The organism is Streptomyces sp. NPDC050703 (genome assembly GCF_040654435.1).
Taxonomy (GTDB): Bacteria; Actinomycetota; Actinomycetes; order Streptomycetales; family Streptomycetaceae; genus Streptomyces.
The window spans coordinates 1-21,191 of sequence record NZ_JBFAHX010000075.1 but is presented as its reverse complement, the minus strand read 5'-3'; the positions used below and the strand labels follow the sequence as shown (position 1 = coordinate 21,191).

Below are 21,191 nucleotides of genomic sequence, written 5' to 3'. Positions count from 1 at the left end.
GCCGACCTCGACGAACGCGAACGCACCCTCATCCACCTCCGCTTCGTCGAAGAGCAGACCCAACAGCAGATCGCCGACCAGCTCGGCTGCTCCCAGATGCACGTCTCCCGCCTCCTCACCCGCACCGTCACCAAACTCCGCACCGGCCTCATGGACCGCGACGAGGCATAGGGCGACCAGGACCGGATCGGACCGGCAGGACAGGTCGGACGAGTAGGACAGCGAGAGGGGCCCGCCGGTCGGCGGGCCCCTCTCGTGTCATTCCTGTGCCGGGCTGTTCGGTGGGTCAGCCCACCATGCGGTAGCCGTAGTTGCCGCCGCCCGCGGGGCCGCCGACGCTGCCGAGGTGGAAGCTGGTGGCACCCTCGCCCGTGACGCCGGCGGTGCCGGTGGGCAGCTTCCAGACGCGGCCCTTGTAGCCGTCCTCGCCGTTGCCGCCGACGTACAGCTCGGTGGCTCCGTCCGCGCCGGCGTCGACCAGGGCGGCCGAGGCGCCGAAGTGGTCGTCGTTCTCCGAGGTGCTCGGCACGCCGCGGGCGTTCTGCGTGAACGACTTGGCGCCGGTCGTGGTGATGCCGTCGGCGCCGCCCCGCAGCACGGTGACGGCTCCCGACTTCGCGGTGGTGGCGGCGTCGGAGCCGGTCTCGTAGGAGGCCCCGACGACCAGGTCCGCGTACCCGTCGCGGTCGGTGTCGCCGACGGCCACCGCGGAGCCGAACTCGTCGCCCGCCTCTTCCACGCCCGGCACACCGGCGGATGCCTGCGTGTACGCGCGCGACGGGACGGTGGTGCTGACGCCGTTCTCGCCGCCGTAGGTGACGTACACCTGGTTCCGGTCGGGGTAGCCGGTGACCAGGTCCTGGTAGCCGTCCTTGTTCAGATCGCCGAACGCCGACGGCAGGTGGCTCTCGTGGTGGTACGGGCCGGTGAACTCGCTGCCCTTCACCAGGCCGGCGGCGGAGCCCTTCAGCACCACGCCGCCCGGCGTCCCGCTGCCGAGGACGACTCCGCCGCTGGCCACGACGTCGGCCTTGCCGTCACCCGTGAGGTCGCCGACGTAGACCGTACCGATGACGAGGTTGTCGTCCTCGCCGGTGTCGCGGTTCCAGACGGCGGCGGGCTTGCCGGTGGCGCGGTTCAGCGGGCCGAGCAGGACGGAGACGCCGTAGGAGCCGTGGTGGGCCCGGGTGACGTAGTCGTCGACGCCGTCGCCGTTGACGTCGCCCACGCCCATGCCGCCGCCGAGCAGCTTCGGCGACTCGGCGGTGTAGTCCCCGCCCGGCAGGGCGGTGCCCTCACCGGTGATGCCGTCCTTGCTCCCCCACAGGACGGTGGTCTTCTCCAGCCACTTCACCACGAGGTCGTCGTAGCCGTCGCCGTCCAGGTCGCCCGCGGCGCTGACCTCGCGCCACTTGCCGTCCGCGACGGGTTCGCCCGGTACGCCCGGGCTCGCCTGGCTGAGGACGTTCGCGGTCTCGTACCTGAGACCGGTCGCCGAGCCGTACGCGACGGTGACGACGCCCGCGCGCTGGATGTCCCCCACGGTCGCCGTGTGGGCGCCGATGGCGAGGTCCTGGTAGCCGTCGCCGTTGAAGTCGGCCTTGCCGCCCGCCGACCCGGCGGTCGCTCCGGCCGCCGGTGCCGCGAGGGCGGCGGGCGCGAGCCCTGTCGTACCGGCGAGAGCTGCCGCGCAGGCGGCGGCAGCGATGAGCGCTCTGCGGCGCATGTGGTCCCCCCACTTCCCATGGCGACCGCCCGGGCACGGCCCGGAGGCGCGTGGCCGGGAACGGCCGTCAGAAGATCAAATTACGCCAGATGATAAGCGGTGAAGGTCGGAACGGGCACAGAGATTTTTTCCGGCACGGGCACAGGGCCTCCCCGGAGAGCGGCATGGCCTGCCATTTCTACCGGGCGCGGGCGGCGTTCCGCAGGGCCGTGTGCGCGTCGCGGCTCCGGGTCCGTCCGGCGACGAGGGCCGCCTCGACCTCGTCGCCGAAGCGCTGGTCGCGCACCTCGTCGAGGACGATCTCGCTCAGGTCGATGGCCGACCAGGCGGCTTCGACCGCGGCCTCGACCAGGTGGGTGTCCGTGGCGGTGAGTACGAGGCGGTCGAAGGCCTGGGTGACCGCGGACCGCGCCCGGTAGACGGCGGCCCGCCCGTCCCTGCTCGGCGGTTCACCGTTGCGGAGGTCGGCGATCTGGAGCCAGAAGAGTTCCCGGTACGCCAGGGAAGCGGCAAGGAGTTGTGCGGCGGCGTCCCTCACCAGCTGGTCGTGCTCGGCCGCACGGGCCCGGCGGTCCGTCCAGTGCGCGGTCAGGCCGGCGAGCGCGGCGCCGGCGAGCGTGCCGAACACGGCTATCACGGTCGACCACATCAAGCACTCCTCCGTCGAGCGGGTCGGTCACAGGGAACCCCAGCCGTTCTCCAGGAGCGCGAAAGCGCGCGTGATCGCCTGGTGCGGGTCGTCGTGCCCGCGGGCCACCCGGGGGGCTTCGAGGGCGAAGTGGGCCAGGGCGGCGCAGGCCGGGTCGCCCGCGGGCAGGCCGCTCTCCTCGGCGATGACCTCGGCGAGGGCGGAGGTGTGGCGCAGCCACATGCCCTGTACGTAGTCGCGCAGGGCGGGGGTGTCGTTCACCAGGCCGAGGAAGGCGGTGAAGCGGGGGTCGTCGTCCGCGGCGGCCATGCGGTGGCGCAGGGCGTGTTCACGCAGCGCCGCGGGGATGGACCGGCCCTTCGGCCGCTCCCGGACAGCGGCGAGCAGGGCGGCCTCGTTCGCGGCGTCCTCGTCGAAGACCAGGGCCTCCTTCACCGGGAAGTGCTTGAACAGCGTGGTGGTGGAGACGTCGGCGGCGTCCGCGATCTCGCGGATGCCCACGTCGTCGTATCCGCGCTCCAGGAAGAGGCGCAGCGCGGCGTCGGCGATGGCCCGACGGGTGGCGGCCTTCTTGCGCTCGCGACGGCCCGGCGGCGCCGCCGGGGCGGCCGCGCCGGAGTCCGTACCGGTGCCGGTGTTGGTCATGTGGAGCACCATACCCTTCGGTTGCCCGACTCAAAAAGTTGACCCGTTGCACTTATTGAGCAGGTGTGCTTTTTTTGGACGGGGCGATCAGCGCCCCTACCGACCCACCCGACCGGAGGCCCCATGACCACCCACAGCACCACCACCACGCCCCGCATCGCCGTCGTGGGCGCCGGTCCCGGCGGTCTGGTCTGCGCCCGCGTGCTGCAACGGCACGGCGTCGCGGCCACCATCTACGACCTGGACGCCTCTCCCCTCGCCCGCGACCAGGGCGGCAGCCTCGACATGCACCCCGGCACGGGCCAACTCGCCCTGCGCGAGGCGGGCCTGCTGGCGGATTTCCTTGCTCTGGCACGCCCCGAGGGCCAGCAGATGCGCCTGGTCGGCCGTGACGGCCGCATCCTCGTCGACACCGCACCGCCGGAGGCCGGCCCCGCCGACGGCAACCCCGAGATCGACCGCGGCCAACTGCGCGATCTCCTCCTGCGTTCCCTGGCACCCGGCACCGTTCAGTGGGGCCGCCGGCTGACCCGTGCCGAACCCCTCGGCGGCGGAGTCCACCGCCTGCACTTCGCCGACGCGACCACGGTCGACGCCGACCTCGTCGTCGGGGCCGACGGCGCCTGGTCCACGGTCCGCCGCCTGGTGTCCGACGCGCGACCCGGCTACACCGGCGTCACCTTCGTCGAGACGGGCCTCGACGACGCCGACACCCGCCACCCCGCCCTCGCCGCACTCACCGGCGACGGCACGATGATGGCCCTCGACGACAACCTGGGCTTCGTCGCCCAGCGCAACAGCGGCGGGCACATCCGCGTCTACGTCGGCATGCGCACCGCCGAGGACTGGCATCAGCGGGCCGGGATCGACCTCGCCGACGAGAGCGCGGTGCGCGACGCGCTGCTGGCGCGCTTCAGCGGCTGGTCACCCGACCTGCTCGGCTACATCACCGCCACCAACACCGGCTACACCAACCGCCCCTTGTACGCCCTGCCGGTCCCCCACACCTGGCCCCGCACACCCGGCGTCACGCTCATCGGCGACGCCGCCCACCTCATGTCACCCTTCTCCGGGATGGGCGCCAACCTCGCCATGCTCGACGGCGCCGACCTCGCGCGGGCCCTCATCGACCACCCCACCGTCGACCAAGCGGTCACCTCCTACGAGAAGACCGTCCTGCCCCGCTCGGCCGAAGCCGCCGAAGGCGCGGCCGAGGGAATCGCCGGCGCCTTCGCCCCGGACAGCGCGGCCCAGGCCCTGGCCCATATGACGGGTCACCACTGAGAGCCCTGCGGACCGGCCCGGGTGGCGTGCGGTCGGAGAGCCCGCCCAGGGTGTGGTGCCGGTATCCTCCGGCGCGTGACCAACTCCCCCGCCGGCCTCACCGATCCTGCCGATCGCTCCGTCCCCGCCGACCGCTCCGTCCCTGCCGCCCTCGCCGCCCTCACCGATGAGGAAGTGGCGGTGGCCGCCGTGCGTGCCGGTGCCGGCGTCGTGCGCCGGCTGTACGGCCGGCGGCTCGCCCGGACCGACAAGGGGGACGGTGACTTCGCGACCGCCGCCGACGTCGAGGCCGAGGAGGCGATCCTCGATGTCATCCGCGGCGCCCGGCCCGCCGACGCCGTGCTCGGCGAGGAGGGCGGGCAGCGGGGCGCCGCCGCGGAGGGCGGACGGCGGTGGCTGGTCGATCCGCTGTGCGGGACGCTCAACTACGCCGTCGGCAACATGCTCGTGGCGGTCAACGTGGCGCTGCCGGGTGGTGCGGCCGCCGTGGCCGATCCGTTCAGCGGCGAGGTCTTCTTCACGGACGGTGCGGCGGCGTGGGTGCGGCACGGCGACGCCGACACACCGCTCGCGCCCGCGTCCGCCACCCGGCTCGTGGACGTCAACCTCGATCCGCCCTTCCCCAACGCGCCCGGCTTCCGGGCCGTGGACCTGCTGGCGAGGCGGGAGTTCGGGGAGCGGTTCCGGCCCCGCGTCGTGTCCACCACCCTGGCGCTGGCCTGGGTCGCCGCGGGGAAGCGTGCCGCGTACGTCACGGACGGGGACGGCCTGGCGGGGAGCGTGCACTTCGCGGCCGGGATCGCGCTGTGCCGGGCCGCCGGGTGCGTGGTCACCGGGATCGACGGCGGCCCTGCGGACGGCGCGGGCCGCGGGCTGGTGGCGGCAGCCGACGACGACACCCACCGGCTGCTGATGTCGATGATCCGCGGCTGAGGCCGCCGCCGGGACCCCCTACTTGTTCGGGTCCCTGAAGCGGCCGAAAGCCTTCGTGAGGGCGCTCAGCGGTGAGTGGTCCGCCTTGGTGTGCCCGGGCGCGGAGGGTCGGGCCACACCGTCGCCGCCGGTCGCCTCGGCCAGCGCGGCCTGCGCCGCCTCGGCCGCCTCGCGGTAGAGGTCGCAGGCGTTCGTCATCGCTTCGAGGGCCTCGGCGTACTTGGTGACCATCGCCTGGGCGTGGACCAGTTCCTCGTCCTGGGTGAGCAGGTGCCAGCCCTGGCGCAGCCGCGTCAGGGCCCGCTCCGCCTCGGCCGGCATCTCACGCGGCAGCGCGGCGAACTCGCCGATCTTCTCCAGGAGTTCGGACGGCCGCGACCCGTCGAGGAAGACGCTGCGCACCGTGAAGTGGTCCGCGTCGTACTCCGCGGCCTGCGGCACCGTGGGCAGGATGACGGCGCCGCCGCGCGGCATCCGCACACTCAGCTCCCGCTTCATCGCGAAGTCGGCGATCTGCGCCTGGTCCGGCGTGCCCCGGTGCTCGACCACCCGGTGGCGCAGGCTCGGCGGCAGGAACGTCGTCAGCGGCTGCTCCCCCACCGCGTCGGGAGTCATCGCCTCGTGCACGACGACGTGGACGAACCAGCTCTGCCGGGTGCAGTCCCGCAGCCGGTGGCGCAGTTCGTCATCGTCCTTGGGCAGGTGGTTCGTGGTACGCAGGCGCACGCCGGGCACCGTGTCGTGGTCCCACGGCACCCGCTCGCTGTCGGGCCAGAACATGGTGGCGGGCGAGGGCCAGTGCGCGTCCCACGCCTGATCCGCCTCCGCGGCGAGAATCCAGATGACGCCCTCGCCGTCCTTGCGGCGCACCTCGGGGTCGTACGTGGTCAGCTGCGCGCGCACCGTGACGTCGTCACCCACGCGCCAGCGGGCCTCGAAGCAGCGGCGGGCCGAGGGGCCGGGGTCGGCCGACTCGTCCCTCGGGTGCAGGACGGTTGAGCGGGCCGCCTCCGCGGGGTCGAGGTCGAGGAAGTCGTCGAGCACCCCGGCCGCCTTGAGGGCGATCAGGTTGCGCCGGACGTCCTGCTCGGGCTCGGGCCCGAGGTGGCGCCCGCGTCCCAGCCACGCGGTGTCGGGGACGGTCGTCGGGGGGGTGCTGTTTCTGGCCATGGAGTCGTTCTGTGCGGTGATCGGGGCCCGACCAGTATGGTCCGTGAGCCCGTCGATGCAAGCGGTCCCCCGCCCATAAGGGGTACCTCCTTTCCCTTCGGGAGGATTCGCGAGGGGAAAAGAACCCTTTTGGTGCTCGGGCGTCGATCGGACGTCACGGCGATCGACTTCTTGAGCGACCGGCCGCCCGCTCCGTACGCGCCGGGCCGCGCGTCTCACGTCGTACGGGGCAGACGCACGGCCAGGGTCACCCTCACTCCGCGGGGGCCGGAGTCGATGGTGATGTCGTCGGTGAGCCGCCGCGCCAGCCACAGTCCGTGCCCGTCCTGGCGCCCGCGGGGGCCCGGATCGGGCGCCGCGGTGAGGTCGCGGCGGTCGCGGCGGTCGCGGCCCAGGTTCTGGATACGGCAGAGCAGGTGGCTCCCGCTCCTCTGCAGGACGAGTGTGCCGGCGTCGCCCGGCCGGTCGACCGCGCTGACGGCCACGGCGTCCATGGCCACCACGAACTCGCCCCTGCGCGGATCGGTCAGCCCCTCGTGTCCCGCGTACCGCTCGACCAGCAGCCGCAGTCTGGGCATGTCGTCCTGGGTGAAGCGGGATTCCAGCAGGGTGACAGCGGGTTCCCCCCCGGGCCCTGGCGTCGTCATCAACGCTCCACCTCGCTGAGCGGCAACTGTGGCATGTCGTCGGCACCTGCTTGCTTCAGCAGCCGGGCGGGGACCGGCCCACAGCGCACGCGGATGTGGCCCTGCCCGTCGGCGTGCACGAGGCGCAGCAGATCGACGGCGCAGGCGGCGCTGAGGAAGATGAGGTCGGAGAGGTCCACGGTCAGCTCCGCGCCGTCGTCGAGGCGTCTCAGAGCGTCGTGCAGCGCGCCGATGAACTCCTGCCGTGTGGCCAGGTCCGCCTCACCGGCCAGCCGCACCGCGCCGGGGGCGTGTTCCACGTGCAGGGCGCCGAGGACGGGCAGCAGTCTGCGCGGGTGGGCCTCGTGCATGGCCGTCAGCACGTCGGGGGTGAACCAGCGGCTGTCGTAGGCGCAGATCTCGGTGTAGGGCCGGTCGGCGAAGAGGTGGTGGGCGTGCGATTCGCGCCACTGCACCATGCCGACGTCGGCGTTCAGGTCCGAGACCCAGTGCATGTCGATGTAGGTGCGCAGCCCTCTGTACCCCTCCGCGAGGGCCTGGTCGGTCTCTTCCGAGATGCGCTGCCACTGCCGCCGGGGAGTGAACGCCTTCTCGGGGTGGATGAGCGCGCGCATGCTGCTGACCACCAGTTGACCGCGCTCGCGGGCGGCTCCCAGGAGGGCGCCGGGCGCGTCAAGGCGTGCCCACACCTCGTCCTCGTGGAGCTTCGGGGCGGCGAAGACGATGACTTTCTCGTGCTCGGCGAGGCCCGCCCACGCGAAGGCGGAGACGAGGTCACGGCCCGCGTCGTCGCCGTCGTAGCTGACGAAGGCGTGATCGCCCGCCCGAAGTCGCTGGACCGGGATCGTACCGGCAGGTGCCGGGCCGGCGGCAGGCATCGCTCACCTCGTCCTTGGCGGGCTCCCCCGACGACAAAACAGGTGTGAGGGTAGCGTTCCGGGTGGGTCGGCGATGCGGGTGCCGCAGTTGTGGCAACAGTGTGTTCTGCTTTGGAGATTCGCGACGCCAAAGCGTTCGCGGGCCGACCGGAAGAGATCGGAGCGGGGGAGCGCCGGTCACCGGAGCCGGGTAGGGCCGGCAGGCGGCGGCCGCTCTCGGCCACCGCCTGCTTCCCTTCATCCTCGGCCTGCCGTCGCTGTCACGGCTACCGTCACCGGCCGTGGCGGCACGGAGGTCAGAGGACACCGCCGGTCGCCCGGGTCAGCGGGCCGTGGCCGCGGCGGACGTTGGCCCCGCCCAGCGCGTAGGCGCCGGCCAGCGCGGCGATGGCCCCGCCACCCACGCCGACCGCGATGGCCTTGCGGTTCTTGAGCACCGTCCAGGTCGTGGACGCGGCCTGAAGTGCCTTGCCCGGCACCGTGGACAGCACCTCGCCGCCCGCCTTGGCCTTCTCGCCGAGCGTGGCACCGAGGGCCGCCGTGGACTCCGCGGCGCCGGAGACGGTGGACTTGGCGCCGCGCGCCGCCGCACCGGCCTGGGACGCCGCGCCCGAGGTGGCCTTGGCCGCGACCGCCCCGGCGGCTCCGGCCTTGGACTGGCCGGTCTCCGACCGACCGGTCTTGGACTGACCCGTCTTGGACTGACCCGTCTTGGACCCGTCGGCGCTGGACTGGTCGGTCTTGGACTGACCGGATGTGCCCTCACTCGCCTTGGCCTGACCGCTCTTGGCCGTATCGGACTTGCCCTGACCGGACTTGTCCTGACCGGAGTTGGTCCGGCCGGAGGCCGCCTGACCGGTCTTGTCCGCGGTCGAGGTGTCACCTTCGTGGCTGCTCACGTTCTTTCTGGATTCACTCATACCCTCCGTCTGACCGCGTCTACTTGTTCGAAACAGCCACTTTCACCGGACGCGGCCTACGCGGTCTTGACCGCCCCGCCGTCGATGAGGTGGTCCGTTCCGGTCGTCGCGGCGGCGAGGGGTGACACGAGGTAGGTGGCGAGCGACGCGACCTCGTCCGGTTCGACGAGCCGGTCGATGACCATGCCCATCGCCGCGGGAAGCCCGGCCACGAGATCGGCGTGGGAGATCCCCATGGAGGCCGCGAGTTCCGCGCCGTGCCCGCCCTCGCCCTCCCACATCGCGGTGCGGACCGGCCCCGGCGAGACGGTGTTCACGCGTACGCCGCGAGGGCCGAACTCGTCGGCCAGCGCCTTGCCGAACGCGGTCAGCGCGGCCTTGGCCGTGGTGTAGGCGATGGGTCCGCCGTGCGGGACGCGGGCCCCGGTCGAGGAGACGTTGACGATGGCGCCACGGCTCTCCAGCAGGGCGGGCAGGGCTTCGCGCGTGACGCGGACGGCGGCGAAGAAGTTGAGGCCGACCACCTCGGCCCACTGGGCCTCGGTCGTGTCCAGGAAACCGCCCGTCAGTCCCCCGTCCCCGCCGCCCACGTTGTTGACCAGGATGTCGATCCCGCCCAGCTCGGCCACGGCTTCGCGGACGAGGTGTCCGGCGCCCTCGGGGTCGGCCAGGTCCACGGCCACGGCGGTCGCACCGGTCGCGCGCAGCTCCGGCGTGGGCCTGCGGGCCGCGCCGACCACACGGACGCCTTCGGCCGCAAGGCTCCGTACGACACTCAGGCCGATACCGCGACCCGCACCCGTGACCAGGGCGGTTCTGCCGTTCATGTGCAGGTCCATGGCGATCCTCCGCAGAGTGGAAAGAGTGAGAAGCCGCGTCACTCCCGACGCACTGAACGTACGACATGCGTCATGCGTGTTGCAAGACCTACGTGAGCTGCTACATCGACGTACTCTCTACGGGGAACTCAGCACCGGAAGGAGCCTCAGCACCCATGGCGAACCCCGCCTCCCCCAAACCGATGCGCGCCGACACCGAGCGGACGGTGCGCGCGATCCTCGAAGCCGCCGAACGCGTCCTGTCCGCGAACCCGGCCGCGACGGTGGAGCAGATCGCCGAGGCCGCCGGCGTCGCGCGCACCACCGTCCACCGGCGTTTCGCCTCCCGCGACGCCCTGATCGCGGCGCTCGCCGCATGGGCCACGCAGCGGTTCCGCGAGGCCGTCGAAGCCGCGCGCCCCGACACCGCGCCGCCCGCCGTCGCCCTCCACCAGGCCACGGTCAACGTGCTGCGCGTGAAGGTCAGTTGGCGCTTCGCCATGGATGCCACCGCCACCCGGGCGGACCCCGAGGTCGCGCGCGTGCACGCCGGGATACTCGCCTCCTGCGAGCGGCTGTTCGCCCGTGCGCGGGACACCGGGCTGCTCGGGCCCGACACCGACCTGGACTGGGCCCGGCGCGTGTACTACGCCCTCATCCACGAGGCCGCGGCCCAGGAGCCCTCCACCGACGCCGCCGTCGACGCGCAGGCCACCCGCGTGGTCACCACGCTGCTGCACGGCCTCGGCGGACCGAAGGAGGCCATCGGCGCGTGACCCCGTGGCGGTCGCCATGACGCGTGGCCGGGACGCACCGGCCGCCGCAACGGCCGTCAGGCGTCGGCGTGTCCCGCCAGGGCGATGTCGTTCCTGGAGGCGACGTTCAGCTTCCGCATGATGCGCGCCACGTGGTGCTCCACGGTCCGGGTGGAAAGGACCAGGCTCTCGGCGATGTCCCGGTTCGCCCGGCCCTGGACGACCAGGTGTGCCACCTCCCTCTCGCGCGGCGAGAGTTGGTCGCCGTAGCCGAGGCGGCCCCTGCGGTGGGTGGTGACGATGTCGTGGCGGCGCAGCAGCCGCTGGCAGCGGGCCACGTCCCAGCGTGCGCCCAGCTCGCGGTAGGCCTCGACCACGTCCTGGATGACGTCGGCCGCCGTCTCGCCGCGCCGGTCGAGCAGGCAGCGCCCCCGGGTCTCCGCCGCCCGCGCGGCGTCGAAGGGGCGGCCGAGCTCCCGCCACCGCGTCTCCGCCTCCGCCAGCAGGCCGACGGCCGCGTCCGGCCGGTCGTCGGCCTCGGCGAGCAGCGCGCGGCATACGGTCAGGGCCGCGTGGGCGGCGGGCGCGTCCCGGTACTCGGTGCCGTCGGCGAGGTCGGCGACGAGCCGCTGGGCCCGCGCCGTCTGCCCGCTGCCGTGCAGGGCCTCCACCGCGGTGGGTGCCACCTCCGCCGCCCACACCCAGCCGCCCGTCCGCTCAAGGCGGTGCAGGGTCTCCTCGACGGCCTCGCACGCCTGGCCGGGACGCCCGGCCTCCAGGTGGACGCGGGCGGTGGCCGCGGCGGACGCGGTGAGGATGACGCCGGTGTCGTAGCGGGTGATGCGGGCCGCCTCCGCGAGGTCGCGGCGGGCGCGGGGGACGTCACCGAGCACGTGCAGCGCGGTCAGGCCGCGGACCAGCATGGCCTCGGCGGTGAGGTCGGGTATCTCCGCGTAGAGCCGGGTGGTGTGGTCGGCGGTGGCGTGCAGCCCCTGCCAGCGGCCCTCGTGCCAGGCGAGCACCAGGTGGGCGGTCTGCGTGAGCCCTTCGAGGTACGGGCTGCTGGTGTCGGCGAGGCCGTCCGCGGCCCGCTGGAGGAACTCGCGGGCCCGCGCGTCGTAGCCGAGGGCGGTGGCGGCGTGCGCCAGGTTGGTCCAGCCCCGGGTGTGGTGTGCGGCCTCCATGGCGTCGGCGGCCGGGCCGCGCAGGGCTTCGGCGGCGGCCCAGGCCCGGTCGTCGCCGAGCAGCATCAGCGCGGTGGCGCGGTTGGCCGCGATGGCGGCGCGGGCCACCGGGTCCGTGACCTGGTCGGTGAGCGCCTCGATGCGGTCGAGCCAGTGCAGGTGGCGTTCGACGGGCCAGCCCTTGATGGAGGGGATGGCGGCGACCGCCATGGCGCGGGCGGCGGTCTGCGGGTCGGCGGTTTCCAGGTCGGGGATGGCGCGGGCGACCTCGTTCAGGCTGTCGAGCGCCCCTCCGCTCTGGTTGCGGAGCACGACGCTCAGCTGCAGCCGGATGTCGCCGCGCAGCCGGGGCGGCGGGGCGTCCTCGTCGAGGACCCGGCGCACGGCGGCGACCACCTCGGCCCCGGCGCGGGCCAGTTGCGCGGTGCGGACCAGTTTCGCGGCGGTGCGGACGCGGCCGGCGGCGCGCGGGTCGTCGGCGACGGCACGGGTGTAGAGGCTGGTGGCGGTGGCGTAGTCACCGGCCGTGGCCGCCCTGTCGGCCGCCGCGACGAGGCAGCGCACGCTGTCGCGCACCCGCCCCGCGGCTCCGTACAGCCGGGCCAGGTCGGTCAGCGGCAGTGGTCCTCGGCCGCCCCGGTGCAGGGCGCGGGCGGCGCGCAGGCTCAGCCGGGCCAGGCGCGGCGCCGGTACCCGCTCCAGCGCGGCGCGGCGGTCGAGCGGGCTGCGGAACGCGGGGTGCGGGCCGTCGGCGCGGAGCACGGCGTGGCGTACGCACGCCGCCACTGCGGCCTCGGCCCGCCCGGGCGCGACGTCGGCGACCTCGGCGAGTACGGCTGCGGGCACGGGCCGGCCGAGCACCGCCGCGGCCTCCGCGACGGCGAGCGCGTCCTCGTCGAGGCGTCCGTGGCGCAGGGCGGCGTCGCGCCGCAGCCGCGACGGGACGCCGGCCTCTCGTACGGCGGCGAGCATGGAGTCCGCCGCGGGCGGCCCGCCGCCGCGGACCGCTCCCGTGCCGCCGCTGTCCCGTGCGGCCGCCGTGCCGGTGTCCCGGGCCGCGCGGATGCCGACGGGCGCCCGCGGCCCGCTCTCCTGCCGTGCCGTCAGCCCTTCTTCGGCCGAGTGCAGCAGCGCCTCGACCACGCCCGGGTAGCCACCGGTGCTCTCCTGCACCAGGACGACCAGGTCGTGCAGTTCCGCCACCCGGTGCAGCCGGTGGGTGTGCAGCCACCGGCGGACGAACTCCTCCGTCTCCTCGTACGTCCACGGCCGCACGCCGATCTCCTCGACGCGGGTCCGCGTCGCGAGCCCGACGCCGAGGAGCGGCCGTCCCTGCGCGGCGTCCTCGGTGACGACGAGCCGCAGTCGGGGCGGCATCGCGTCCAGCAGGTGGTGCAGCAGGGCGAGCGTGCCGGGGTCGGCGCGGTGGACGTCCTCGACGACGAGGACGGTGTCCCCGAGCGCCGCGAGCAGCGCCGCGAAGGACCGCGGCAGCAGCCCGCACCGCACGTCGGGGTCGGCGGCGCCCGCGGGCGGTTCCGGCAGCCGGTCGGCCAGTTCCGGTACGAGGAGCCCGACCGCCCCGGTGATGGGCGGAAGGGGCTGTTCGACGGCGCCGGGCCGGTACGGGAGTGCGGCCAGGGCCTCGCACACGGGGGCGAGGGCCGAGGGGGCCGCGGCGGCGGGGCAGGTGCCGCGCAGGTGGGTCCACTCCGCGAACTCCGCCTCGCCGAGCACCTCGTCGAGCAGCCGGGAGACGCCCGTCCCCGCCTCCGCCCGTACCACCGTGAGGGCGGGACCGTCGCGCAGCGCTTGCCGCAGGCGCCGCGTCTGCTCGCCGCGTCCGACGAAGCCGCCCCCTGCGGTCGTCGCCCCGGCCCATCCCTTGCCGAAGGAACGTCTGTCCACGGCTCCGCCTCTCGCCTGCCGTCGTCCGCGGAAGCTCCGAAGAACCCCGGAAACGCTCACCGCGCGTCATGGGCCCGTTCCCCTGCCGCGGCACGGTGTTCGTTGAACGGTGGTCTACTCGTCCACCCCCCGGTCTCGCAATAGGGGTCCACCACCTACGGAATGGCGGCGCCCGGCGGCGGAACGGCTTCGGCGTCCCCTCAGCGGCGCCCCGGCCCCCGCCACCACTCTTTGGGTAGCGCGTACGGATTGCTGTGCTCCACCGCCGTGGCCGAGGCTCTGGCCCGTCCGACGACGTCATCCTCGTATGCCTCGGTCCCTGGCCGGCAGGACCGGGCGCACGGGGGCGGCCGTCCCCAACGGCCGCGTGACGTGGTCGGACCCGTGCCGCACGGAGCCCCACTCCGTGCGGCACACACCCCACCCCACATGTCATGCTCGCGACAAGATAGCCGCTTTCCGGCGGCCGGGGCGACGGGTGCCTCCGCCGGGCCCTGAACCGGGGCCCGGACAGCTTTCGAGGGAGAAACCATGAAGATCGACGCTCGCGCCCTGCGGCGCGTGCTCGCCGTCGGCGCCAGTACCGCCCTGCTCGCCGGGGCCGCCGCGACCACCGGGGCCGCGGCCGCTCCCGCGCCGCCGGGCGACGGCGAGGGCCGCGTCGTCGGCGCGGACCGCCCCGGCGCCGTCGAGGGCTCGTACATCGTCACCTTCGAGAACTCGGTCGCCCGCACCGAGGTTCCCGCCTCCGCGAAGGCGCTCGCCAAGGAGCACAAGGGCAGCCTGCGCTACACCTACACCACCGCCCTGCGCGGCTTCGCCGTGCGGATGTCGGAGCGCGAGGCCGAAAAGCTCGCCGCCGACCCCTCGGTGGCGCGCGTGGAGGCCGACGCCGCGGCGTACGCCGTGGACACCCAGACCGACCCGCCCTCCTGGGGCCTCGACCGCGTCGACCAGCGCGACCTGCCGGTGGACCGGAGCTACACCTACGGCACCACCGCGGCGAACGTGAACGCGTACATCCTCGACACGGGCATCCGCATGAGCCACCGCGACTTCGGCGGCCGCGCGGTCAGCGGCTACGACTTCATCGACGGCGACTCCAACGCCTCCGACTGCCAGGGCCACGGCACGCACGTCGCCGGAACGGTCGGCGGCGGCTCCTACGGCGTCGCCAAGGGCGTCGAGCTGGTCGGCGTCCGCGTGCTCAACTGCCAGGGCACCTCGGGCGACACCTGGGCGCCGGTCCTCGCCGGCATCGACTGGGTCACCAAGAACGCGGTGAAGCCCGCCGTGGCCAACATGAGCATCGGCGGCGGCAGGACCCAGTCCATCAACGACGCCGTGGCGGCCTCCATATCCTCCGGGGTGACCTGGGTGGTGGCGGCCGGCAACAACAACGCCGACTCGTGCTCCTACTCCCCCTCGTCCACCCCCGCGGCCATCACGGTCGGCGCCACCAACAGCCGGGACGCCCGCGCCACCGGCTGGTCCAACGGCCAGGGCTCCAACTACGGCTCCTGCCTGGACGTCTTCGCGCCCGGCGACAGCATCGTCTCCACGTCCAACTCCGGTGACGGCTCGTCGCAGTCGATGAGCGGGACCTCCATGGCCGCCCCGCACGTCGCGGGCGCCGCCGCCCTGCTGCTCGCCGCCCACCCGACGTGGACCCCGGCCCAGGTCCGCGACCAACTGGTCGCCGACGCCACGTCCGGCAAGGTCACCGACGCGCGCACCGGCTCCCCGAACAAGCTCCTGTACACCGGCGGCGACAGCACACCGCCCACCGGCAAGAAGTTCGAGAACACCGACGACTACCCGATCCGCGACAACGCCACCGTCGAATCGCCCCTCCCGGTCACCGGTGTCACCGGCAGGGCCCCCGCCGGCCTGTCCGTCACCGTGGACATCCGCCACACCTTCCGCGGTGACCTCCGGGTCGAACTCGTCGCGCCCGACGGCACCGCCTACCGCCTGAAGGACTACAACAGCAACGACGGCGCCGACAACGTCCGGGCCACCTACCGGGTCGACGCCTCCGCCGAGACCGCCGACGGCACATGGAAGCTCCGCGTCACCGACAACTGGACCAATGACACGGGCACCGTCGACGCCTGGGCCCTGCAGTTCTGACCGGCTCCCGCTCCGGCCCCGTCAGCCACCCCGCTGACGGGGTCAGCGCCTGGGCGGCAGCCGGTGCAGGGTCACGTCCCGCAGCGCGCCGTCCTCGGCCGTCAGGGTGAGGTAGGTGCAGTGCGGCTGGCGCCTGCGGTCCGTGGGCGAGCCGGGGTTGAGCAGGCGCAGGCCGCCGGGGGCCTCGGTGTCCCAGGGGATGTGGCTGTGCCCGAAGACGAGGACGTCCAGGTCGGGGAAGCGTGCGGCGCACCGGCGCTCGCGCCCGGTGGCCGCCCCGGTCTCGTGGACGACCCCGAACCGCAGCCCCGCGAGCTCCGCCCGCTCGACCTCGGCGAGCCTGCGGCGCAGCGGCGGGCCGTCGTTGTTCCCGTACACCGCGATCAGGCGGCGCGAGCGGGAGGCGAACAGGTCGAGCGTGGCCTCGTCGATCCAGTCCCCGGCGTGGACCACCACATCGGCCCGGTCCAGCTCGGCAAGCAGGGCGTCCGGCAGGCGCTTGGCGCGGACCGGTACGTGCGTGTCGGAGGTCAGCAGCAGGCGCATGGGGTCAGCGTAGGCCGGTGCCCGGCACGGCCGCCCGTCGTGGCGTGCCGGTCACGGGTGTCACAGGTGGCGCGGCGGGTTGTTGCGGATGGCGGAGCGGCGGGCCCACAGGGCGCAGCCGAGCAGGACGAGTCCGCCCAGGCTGTACGCCCACGCGTTCGTGGCGCCCCTGGCCGCGCCGACGGCCCAGGCGACGGACCAGACGGCGAGCAGGACGCAGAGGGCGGTCCAGGCCAGGGTCCACATCTCGTTCCGCGCGGCGAGCCGGTGGGGAGTGCCTCGTTCCATCTCGCCCAGCGGCTGCGATCCCGCGGTGTGTTCGTCTCGTGTCGTCATGCCTGACCGGATGCCCCGAGCCGGGAGGGCGAATCACCCTCCTCGCGCCCCCAACGCCAGGGGCACGGGCGGCGGTTGGCATCCGCCGGGTCACTCGCCGCGTCTGCCCGGTCTGCCGTCCCTGCTGCCGCCGCGGCCCCCGCCCCTGGGATGCCACAGGCGCAGCCACAGGTCGCGCGCGTGGCGGCCCGCCTCCGTGCGGCTCCGTGCCACGACGGCGCGGGCCTCGCCCTCGGTCTCGACCATGGGTCCCGAACCGCGCAGCGGGCGGCCCGCCGTCTCGTGCAGGAAGAACGTCGACACCAGACCGATCACCCCGGCCACCATCAGGTAGTAGGCGGGGACCAGGGTGTTGCCGGTCGTGTCGACCAGGTACGAGGCGACCAGTGGAGTGGTGCCGCCGAACAGCGAGACGGAGATGTTGAAGGAGATCGACAGCGCGCCGTACCGCAGCCGGGTGGGGAACAGGGCGGGCAGCGTGGCCGCCGCCGTGCCGGCGAAGCAGACGAGGAGCAGGCCGAGGATGGCGCAGCCGAACGCCGGGAGGAGGATGCCGCCCTCCCGGATCAGCAGAAAGGCGGGCACGGACAGCAGGATCATGGCGATGCTGCCGCCCATGAACATCGGCCGTCTGCCCCACCGGTCGGAGCTGCGGCCGACCGTGGTGATCGCGAGGACCACCAGCAGCATGGTGCCGAGCACGAGGAGCTGGGCGATGGTCTCGCTCTCGCCCAGGGTGACCGACATGAACGTCGGCAGGTACGAGGTGACCATGTAGTTGGTGACGTTGTAGAGCAGGACGAGGCCCATGCAGATCAGCACGGCCTGCCAGTGCCGGGTGAAGATCTCCTTGAGGCGCCCCTTGCCGGACTGGCGGGCCTGCTCGACCGGGTCGCCGTCGCCGCGCTCGGAGTCGGCCTCGCGTGTGGCGGCCGATGTGGCGGCCTCCTGCTGGAAGGCGGGGGTCTCCTCCAGCTTCATCCGCATGTAGAGGCCGATGAGCCCGAGCGGTCCCGCGACGAAGAACGGGATGCGCCAGCCCCAGCTCTCCAGGCCGTCGGTGCCGAGGGTCAGGGTGAGCACCGTGACCAGACCGGAGCCCAGGGAGTAGCCCACGAAGGTGCCGAAGTCGAGCCAGCTGCCGAGGAAGCCGCGCCGCTGGTCGGGGGCGTACTCGGCGATGTAGGTGGTGGCGCCCGCGTACTCGCCGCCGGTGGAGAAGCCCTGGACGAGGCGGCAGAGCAGCAGCAGGAGCGGGGCGGCGAAGCCGATCGAGGCGTAGGTGGGCAGCAGGCCGACCGCGAACGTGCTGACCGCCATCATGATCATGGTGGCGGCGAGCACGCGCTGCCGGCCGATCCGGTCGCCGAGGGGCCCGAAGACGAGGCCGCCGAGGGGGCGCACCAGGAACGCCGCGGCGAAGGTGGCGAAGGTGGAGACGAGCTGCGCGCCGGGGGAGCTGGACGGGAAGAAGACTTTGCCGATGGTGCCCGCCAAATAGGCGTAGACACCGAAGTCGAACCACTCCATGGTGTTGCCGAGAGCGGCGGCCGTCACCGCGCGCCGCACCTTCGGCCGGTCCGAGACCATCACGTCCTCGGCGCTGAGGGCCTTCTTCCTGCGGCGCAGCAGCGTACGCGCCATGCGGTCGGTCGCCGAACGCGACGCGCGCGATTCGCCGTCCGTGCCGCGGGGCTTCCGGGGTGTGCCGCGCGGTTGGCCTTTCACCATGGAGCTTTTTCTCCTCGTGCCTGCCGATCCTGCCTGCGAGAGAAAGCCGTGTCGCGGCAAGTCTGGGCCGACCGGGGAGGACCGGCAAATTGTCCGGTCCGGGAAGGAGCCGTCCGAGGATCAGAGGTGAGGGCGGGCGTCGCGGCCGGACCTCAGCCGGTCAGGGCCTCTTCGACGGTCGGGTGGCAGGCGACGATCAGGTCGAGGCCGACGATCTCGATGACCCGCCGCACGGCGCTCCCGGCCCCGGCGATGCGCAGCCAGCCGCCGTCGCCGCTGATGGTCTGGTGGGCGGCGAGGAAGAGGTTGATACCGCTGGAGTCCATGAAGGTCACGGCGCCGAGGTCGGCCACGAGGCGCTGCGGCGTGGCGGCGTCCCGCGGCAGCAGGGCGTCCCGGACCGGGCCCATGGTGTCGTGGTCGATCTCGCCGCTCACCGACAGGACACGGACGCCGTCGACGGTGCGCTCTTCGATGGACAGCCGCGCGGGCCGCCCCATCCCCTGGATGCTGGTCACCGTCTCCCCGAACGTGTGTGCTGACTCGTCTTGTCCGGACGATTCTGCACCACCGGCCCTGCCGGACGTAATCCACCGGCTGTGCCGAAACACACATCGCGCATGAGTGGCTGCCCGGCGGGTACGCGGAGTCCGGAGGATCAGCTGGGAACGGGGATACGCATGGGAGTCAGGACCGACGACGAGAACCGTGCCGGGCACGACGTCCGGCTGCACGCCAGTCACGCGATGGCCGGTGACGCCGGGTGCATCGCCGAGGCACGCCACTTCGCCACGGACTTCCTGCGAGAGGCCGGCGCCGTCCACGACGTGCCCGTCTCCTCCCGTGCCATGGACCTGACCCAGCTCGTGGTCAGCGAACTGGTCACCAACGCGCTCAAATACGCTCCCGGCCCGGTGCTCATGGATCTGCGCGTGAGCGACGGCTCGGTGGAGGTCGCGGTGTGGGACAGCGACCCCACCGTCCCCGCGGCCCGCGAGGCCGACCCCGGCCGGATCGGCCAGCACGGCCTGGAGATCGTCACGCGGATCGCCGAGCACCTGAGCGTCCGGCGGGAGTCCGTCGGCAAGCGGGTCACCGCGCGGCTGCTCCTCTGACCGTACGGCCGGCCGTACGGTCGGGGTGGGGCTGTCCCCCGGCAGGAACCGGGGGCCGGCCTCAGCGAAACGGACCGGGTCCGCGGCCTAGCGTGCCGTGCATGCGAATGACCATCTGCGGGCGAGCCGCCATAGCCGGGGCCGCGCTGCTGACCATCGGGGCGGGCACGATGCCCGCCGCCGCGGCGGCGGACGCGACCGAGAAGCCGACGGGACTCGGGCGGTTCCACGACCAGGACATCGACTGGCACGGCTGCGTGCTGGGCCCCGACGACGACACGGGCAAGAGACTCGACGACGCGGGGGCCAGGTGCGCGGACCTCACCGTCCCCCTCGACTACACCGACCCCGGCGGCCGGACCATCACCATCGCCGTCTCCCGGCTCCGCGCCACCGGCACCGCGCACCGCGCGCGACCTCTCCTGCTGAACAACGGCGGACCCGGCGGACCGAGCCTGGACATGCCGCTGACCGTCGGCGCGGCGATGGGAGAGGTCGCGGGGAAGTACGACCTCATCGGCGTGGACCCGAGGTTCGTCGGCCGGTCGACGCCGCTCGACTGCGGCTGGGACGTCGGTTCCACGGTCGTCTCCGCCGGTGAGAGCCGCGCGTCGTTCAAGCGCTCGGTCGCCCTCCAGCGGGACCTTGCCGAGCGGTGCCGCCGGACGAACGGCGATGTCCTGCCGCACATCAGCACCCGCAACACCGCCCGCGACATGGACGTCGTACGGGCCGCGCTCGGGGCCGAGCGGATCTCCTACCTCGGCTACTCCTACGGGAGTTACCTCGGCCAGGTCTACACCGAGCTGTTCCCCGGCCGCACCGACCGCATGGTCCTCGACGGCGTCATCGACCCCGCCCGGTACAACCAGACGCTGCTCGCCGACGCGGCCGGGGCCAACGAGCGGGCCCTGCGCTCCTGGGCCGCCTGGACCTCCGCCCGGCACGACACCTACGCGCTCGGCCGCACCACCGAAGCGGTCCTCTCCACCGTGCGCCGCATCCAGCGCGCCGCGGCCGAGAAGCCGCTGCGGGTCGGAGAGTTCCGCGTCGACGAACACTTCGCACCCCTCGTCTACTTCAGTCTGCTCGGCAGCGACGGCGACGGCACACGGGCCGAGCTGGCCACCGCGACCCGCGTCCTCCTGCGCGCCGCCGCGGGAGGACACCCCGAGCCGAGCGCGGTGCTGACCGAGGTGCTGACGACGATGACGACGGGGGCCGGTTCGCACCAGGGCAGCGTGCAGGCCGCCATCCTCTGCGGTGACGTGGCGGAGAAGCGCGGCGTCGAGAGCTACTGGCGCGACATCCGGGCCCACCGCGGCAAGGCACCCTTCGCCGCTCCCCTGGCGTTCAACGCCAACGCGTGCGAGTTCTGGGACGCGCCGGCCGAGCGGCCGACCGTGGTCGACAACGACGTACCGGCCCTGCTGGTCAACACCACGGGTGACCCCCGCACCGTCTACTCCGGCGCGCGCCAGGTGCGCGAGCGGTGGTCGCGCTCCCGCCTGGTCACCGTCCCCGGTTCCGCGCAGCACGGCGTCTTCGGCGATTACGGCAACACCTGCGTGGACCGGCAGGTCAACTCCTACCTGGCCGACGGCCGACTGCCGAAGCGGGACGTGACCTGCCGGAACTAGGGCGTGCCGGGAAGCGGCCGCCGGCACGGCGGTCCTCGCCGGTGCGGAGGTACGAGTGGGCCGGGGCCGACCCGTGCGCGCCGGATTCACAACCGGCCCCAGTTCGACCACGTCCATGGCCGTGATCTCGCGGACGGGAAGCCCCGTTTCCGCGTCGTCTTCGTCTGCCCGAC

General features: G+C 73.5%; 20 protein-coding genes. 7 read left to right on the top strand and 13 right to left on the bottom strand.

The features are described 5' to 3' along the window. On the top strand, window positions 1–171 hold a 171-nt coding region (locus AB0I16_RS35095), incomplete at its 5' end, for a sigma-70 family RNA polymerase sigma factor (RefSeq protein ID WP_363253735.1). 115 nt (window positions 172–286) lie between these two features. Here the strand turns inward: AB0I16_RS35095 and AB0I16_RS35090 are convergent. The 3 genes from AB0I16_RS35090 to AB0I16_RS35080 form a co-directional block, all read right to left on the bottom strand. Further along, window positions 287–1,726, bottom strand: a complete 1,440-nt coding sequence (locus tag AB0I16_RS35090; RefSeq protein WP_363253732.1) for an FG-GAP-like repeat-containing protein — start codon at window positions 1,724–1,726, stop codon at window positions 287–289. A gap of 178 nt (window positions 1,727–1,904) precedes the next feature. Then, on the bottom strand, window positions 1,905–2,375 hold the full coding sequence (locus AB0I16_RS35085) for a hypothetical protein (protein WP_363253731.1): 471 nt from the start codon (window positions 2,373–2,375) through the stop codon (window positions 1,905–1,907). Window positions 2,376–2,402: 27 nt separating this feature from the next. Next, window positions 2,403–3,020 carry a helix-turn-helix domain-containing protein gene (locus AB0I16_RS35080; RefSeq protein ID WP_363253730.1) on the bottom strand — a complete coding sequence of 206 codons (618 nt, stop codon included), beginning with the start codon at window positions 3,018–3,020 and terminating at the stop codon, window positions 2,403–2,405. Window positions 3,021–3,143: 123 nt separating this feature from the next. Here AB0I16_RS35080 and AB0I16_RS35075 point away from each other — a divergent pair, with 123 nt between their 5' ends. Together AB0I16_RS35075 and AB0I16_RS35070 are read left to right on the top strand one after the other, a co-directional pair. Further along, on the top strand, window positions 3,144–4,304 hold the full coding sequence (locus AB0I16_RS35075; protein WP_363253729.1) for an NAD(P)/FAD-dependent oxidoreductase: 1,161 nt from the start codon (window positions 3,144–3,146) through the stop codon (window positions 4,302–4,304). Window positions 4,305–4,478: 174 nt separating this feature from the next. Then, window positions 4,479–5,237 (top strand): inositol monophosphatase family protein, encoded by a 759-nt coding sequence (locus AB0I16_RS35070; RefSeq protein ID WP_363253734.1) that lies wholly within the window; start codon window positions 4,479–4,481, stop codon window positions 5,235–5,237. An 18-nt stretch (window positions 5,238–5,255) separates the two neighbouring features. Here AB0I16_RS35070 and AB0I16_RS35065 read toward each other — a convergent pair whose 3' ends face one another. The 5 genes from AB0I16_RS35065 to AB0I16_RS35045 form a co-directional block, all read right to left on the bottom strand. Further along, the gene (locus tag AB0I16_RS35065; RefSeq protein ID WP_363253728.1) at window positions 5,256–6,407 is read right to left on the bottom strand and encodes a hypothetical protein; all 1,152 of its coding nucleotides are present in this window, start codon (window positions 6,405–6,407) and stop codon (window positions 5,256–5,258) included. Window positions 6,408–6,622: 215 nt separating this feature from the next. Next, window positions 6,623–7,054 (bottom strand): ATP-binding protein, encoded by a 432-nt coding sequence (locus tag AB0I16_RS35060; RefSeq protein ID WP_363253727.1) that lies wholly within the window; start codon window positions 7,052–7,054, stop codon window positions 6,623–6,625. Further along, window positions 7,054–7,932: an MEDS domain-containing protein gene (locus tag AB0I16_RS35055; RefSeq protein WP_363253726.1), complete on the bottom strand. Its 879-nt coding sequence runs from the start codon at window positions 7,930–7,932 to the stop codon at window positions 7,054–7,056. The genes AB0I16_RS35060 and AB0I16_RS35055 overlap by 1 nt, the downstream gene beginning before the upstream one ends. A gap of 296 nt (window positions 7,933–8,228) precedes the next feature. Then, the gene (locus AB0I16_RS35050) at window positions 8,229–8,852 is read right to left on the bottom strand and encodes a hypothetical protein (RefSeq protein WP_363253725.1); all 624 of its coding nucleotides are present in this window, start codon (window positions 8,850–8,852) and stop codon (window positions 8,229–8,231) included. A 56-nt stretch (window positions 8,853–8,908) separates the two neighbouring features. Next, a complete protein-coding gene (locus AB0I16_RS35045) occupies window positions 8,909–9,691 on the bottom strand; it encodes an SDR family oxidoreductase (RefSeq protein ID WP_363253724.1) in 783 nt (260 codons plus the stop codon). Between the two features lie 155 nt (window positions 9,692–9,846). On the opposite strand from AB0I16_RS35045, the gene AB0I16_RS35040 reads away from it, so the two are divergent. Beyond that, window positions 9,847–10,446 carry a helix-turn-helix domain-containing protein gene (locus AB0I16_RS35040; protein WP_363253723.1) on the top strand — a complete coding sequence of 200 codons (600 nt, stop codon included), beginning with the start codon at window positions 9,847–9,849 and terminating at the stop codon, window positions 10,444–10,446. A 56-nt stretch (window positions 10,447–10,502) separates the two neighbouring features. Here the strand turns inward: AB0I16_RS35040 and AB0I16_RS35035 are convergent, their stop codons facing one another. Beyond that, entirely contained in the window at window positions 10,503–13,517 is a 3,015-nt protein-coding gene (locus AB0I16_RS35035) for a LuxR C-terminal-related transcriptional regulator (protein ID WP_363253722.1), read from the bottom strand. A 531-nt stretch (window positions 13,518–14,048) separates the two neighbouring features. Here AB0I16_RS35035 and AB0I16_RS35030 point away from each other — a divergent pair. After that, window positions 14,049–15,650, top strand: coding sequence for a S8 family peptidase (locus AB0I16_RS35030; protein ID WP_363253721.1), 1,602 nt, complete (start codon window positions 14,049–14,051; stop codon window positions 15,648–15,650). 42 nt (window positions 15,651–15,692) lie between these two features. Here the strand turns inward: AB0I16_RS35030 and AB0I16_RS35025 are convergent, their stop codons facing one another. The 4 genes from AB0I16_RS35025 to AB0I16_RS35010 form a co-directional block, all read right to left on the bottom strand. Further along, entirely contained in the window at window positions 15,693–16,196 is a 504-nt protein-coding gene (locus tag AB0I16_RS35025; protein ID WP_363253720.1) for a metallophosphoesterase, read from the bottom strand. A 60-nt stretch (window positions 16,197–16,256) separates the two neighbouring features. Next, window positions 16,257–16,532: a hypothetical protein gene (locus AB0I16_RS35020; protein WP_363253719.1), complete on the bottom strand. Its 276-nt coding sequence runs from the start codon at window positions 16,530–16,532 to the stop codon at window positions 16,257–16,259. Window positions 16,533–16,622: 90 nt separating this feature from the next. Beyond that, the gene (gene proP, locus AB0I16_RS35015; RefSeq protein WP_363253733.1) at window positions 16,623–18,176 is read right to left on the bottom strand and encodes a glycine betaine/L-proline transporter ProP; all 1,554 of its coding nucleotides are present in this window, start codon (window positions 18,174–18,176) and stop codon (window positions 16,623–16,625) included. 239 nt (window positions 18,177–18,415) lie between these two features. After that, a complete protein-coding gene (locus AB0I16_RS35010) occupies window positions 18,416–18,781 on the bottom strand; it encodes an STAS domain-containing protein (protein ID WP_363253718.1) in 366 nt (121 codons plus the stop codon). Window positions 18,782–18,943: 162 nt separating this feature from the next. On the opposite strand from AB0I16_RS35010, the gene AB0I16_RS35005 reads away from it, so the two are divergent. Together AB0I16_RS35005 and AB0I16_RS35000 are read left to right on the top strand one after the other, a co-directional pair. Continuing rightward, window positions 18,944–19,378: an ATP-binding protein gene (locus tag AB0I16_RS35005; RefSeq protein ID WP_363253717.1), complete on the top strand. Its 435-nt coding sequence runs from the start codon at window positions 18,944–18,946 to the stop codon at window positions 19,376–19,378. Between the two features lie 101 nt (window positions 19,379–19,479). After that, on the top strand, window positions 19,480–21,018 hold the full coding sequence (locus tag AB0I16_RS35000) for an alpha/beta hydrolase (RefSeq protein ID WP_363253716.1): 1,539 nt from the start codon (window positions 19,480–19,482) through the stop codon (window positions 21,016–21,018). Window positions 21,019–21,191: the final 173 nt, after the last annotated feature.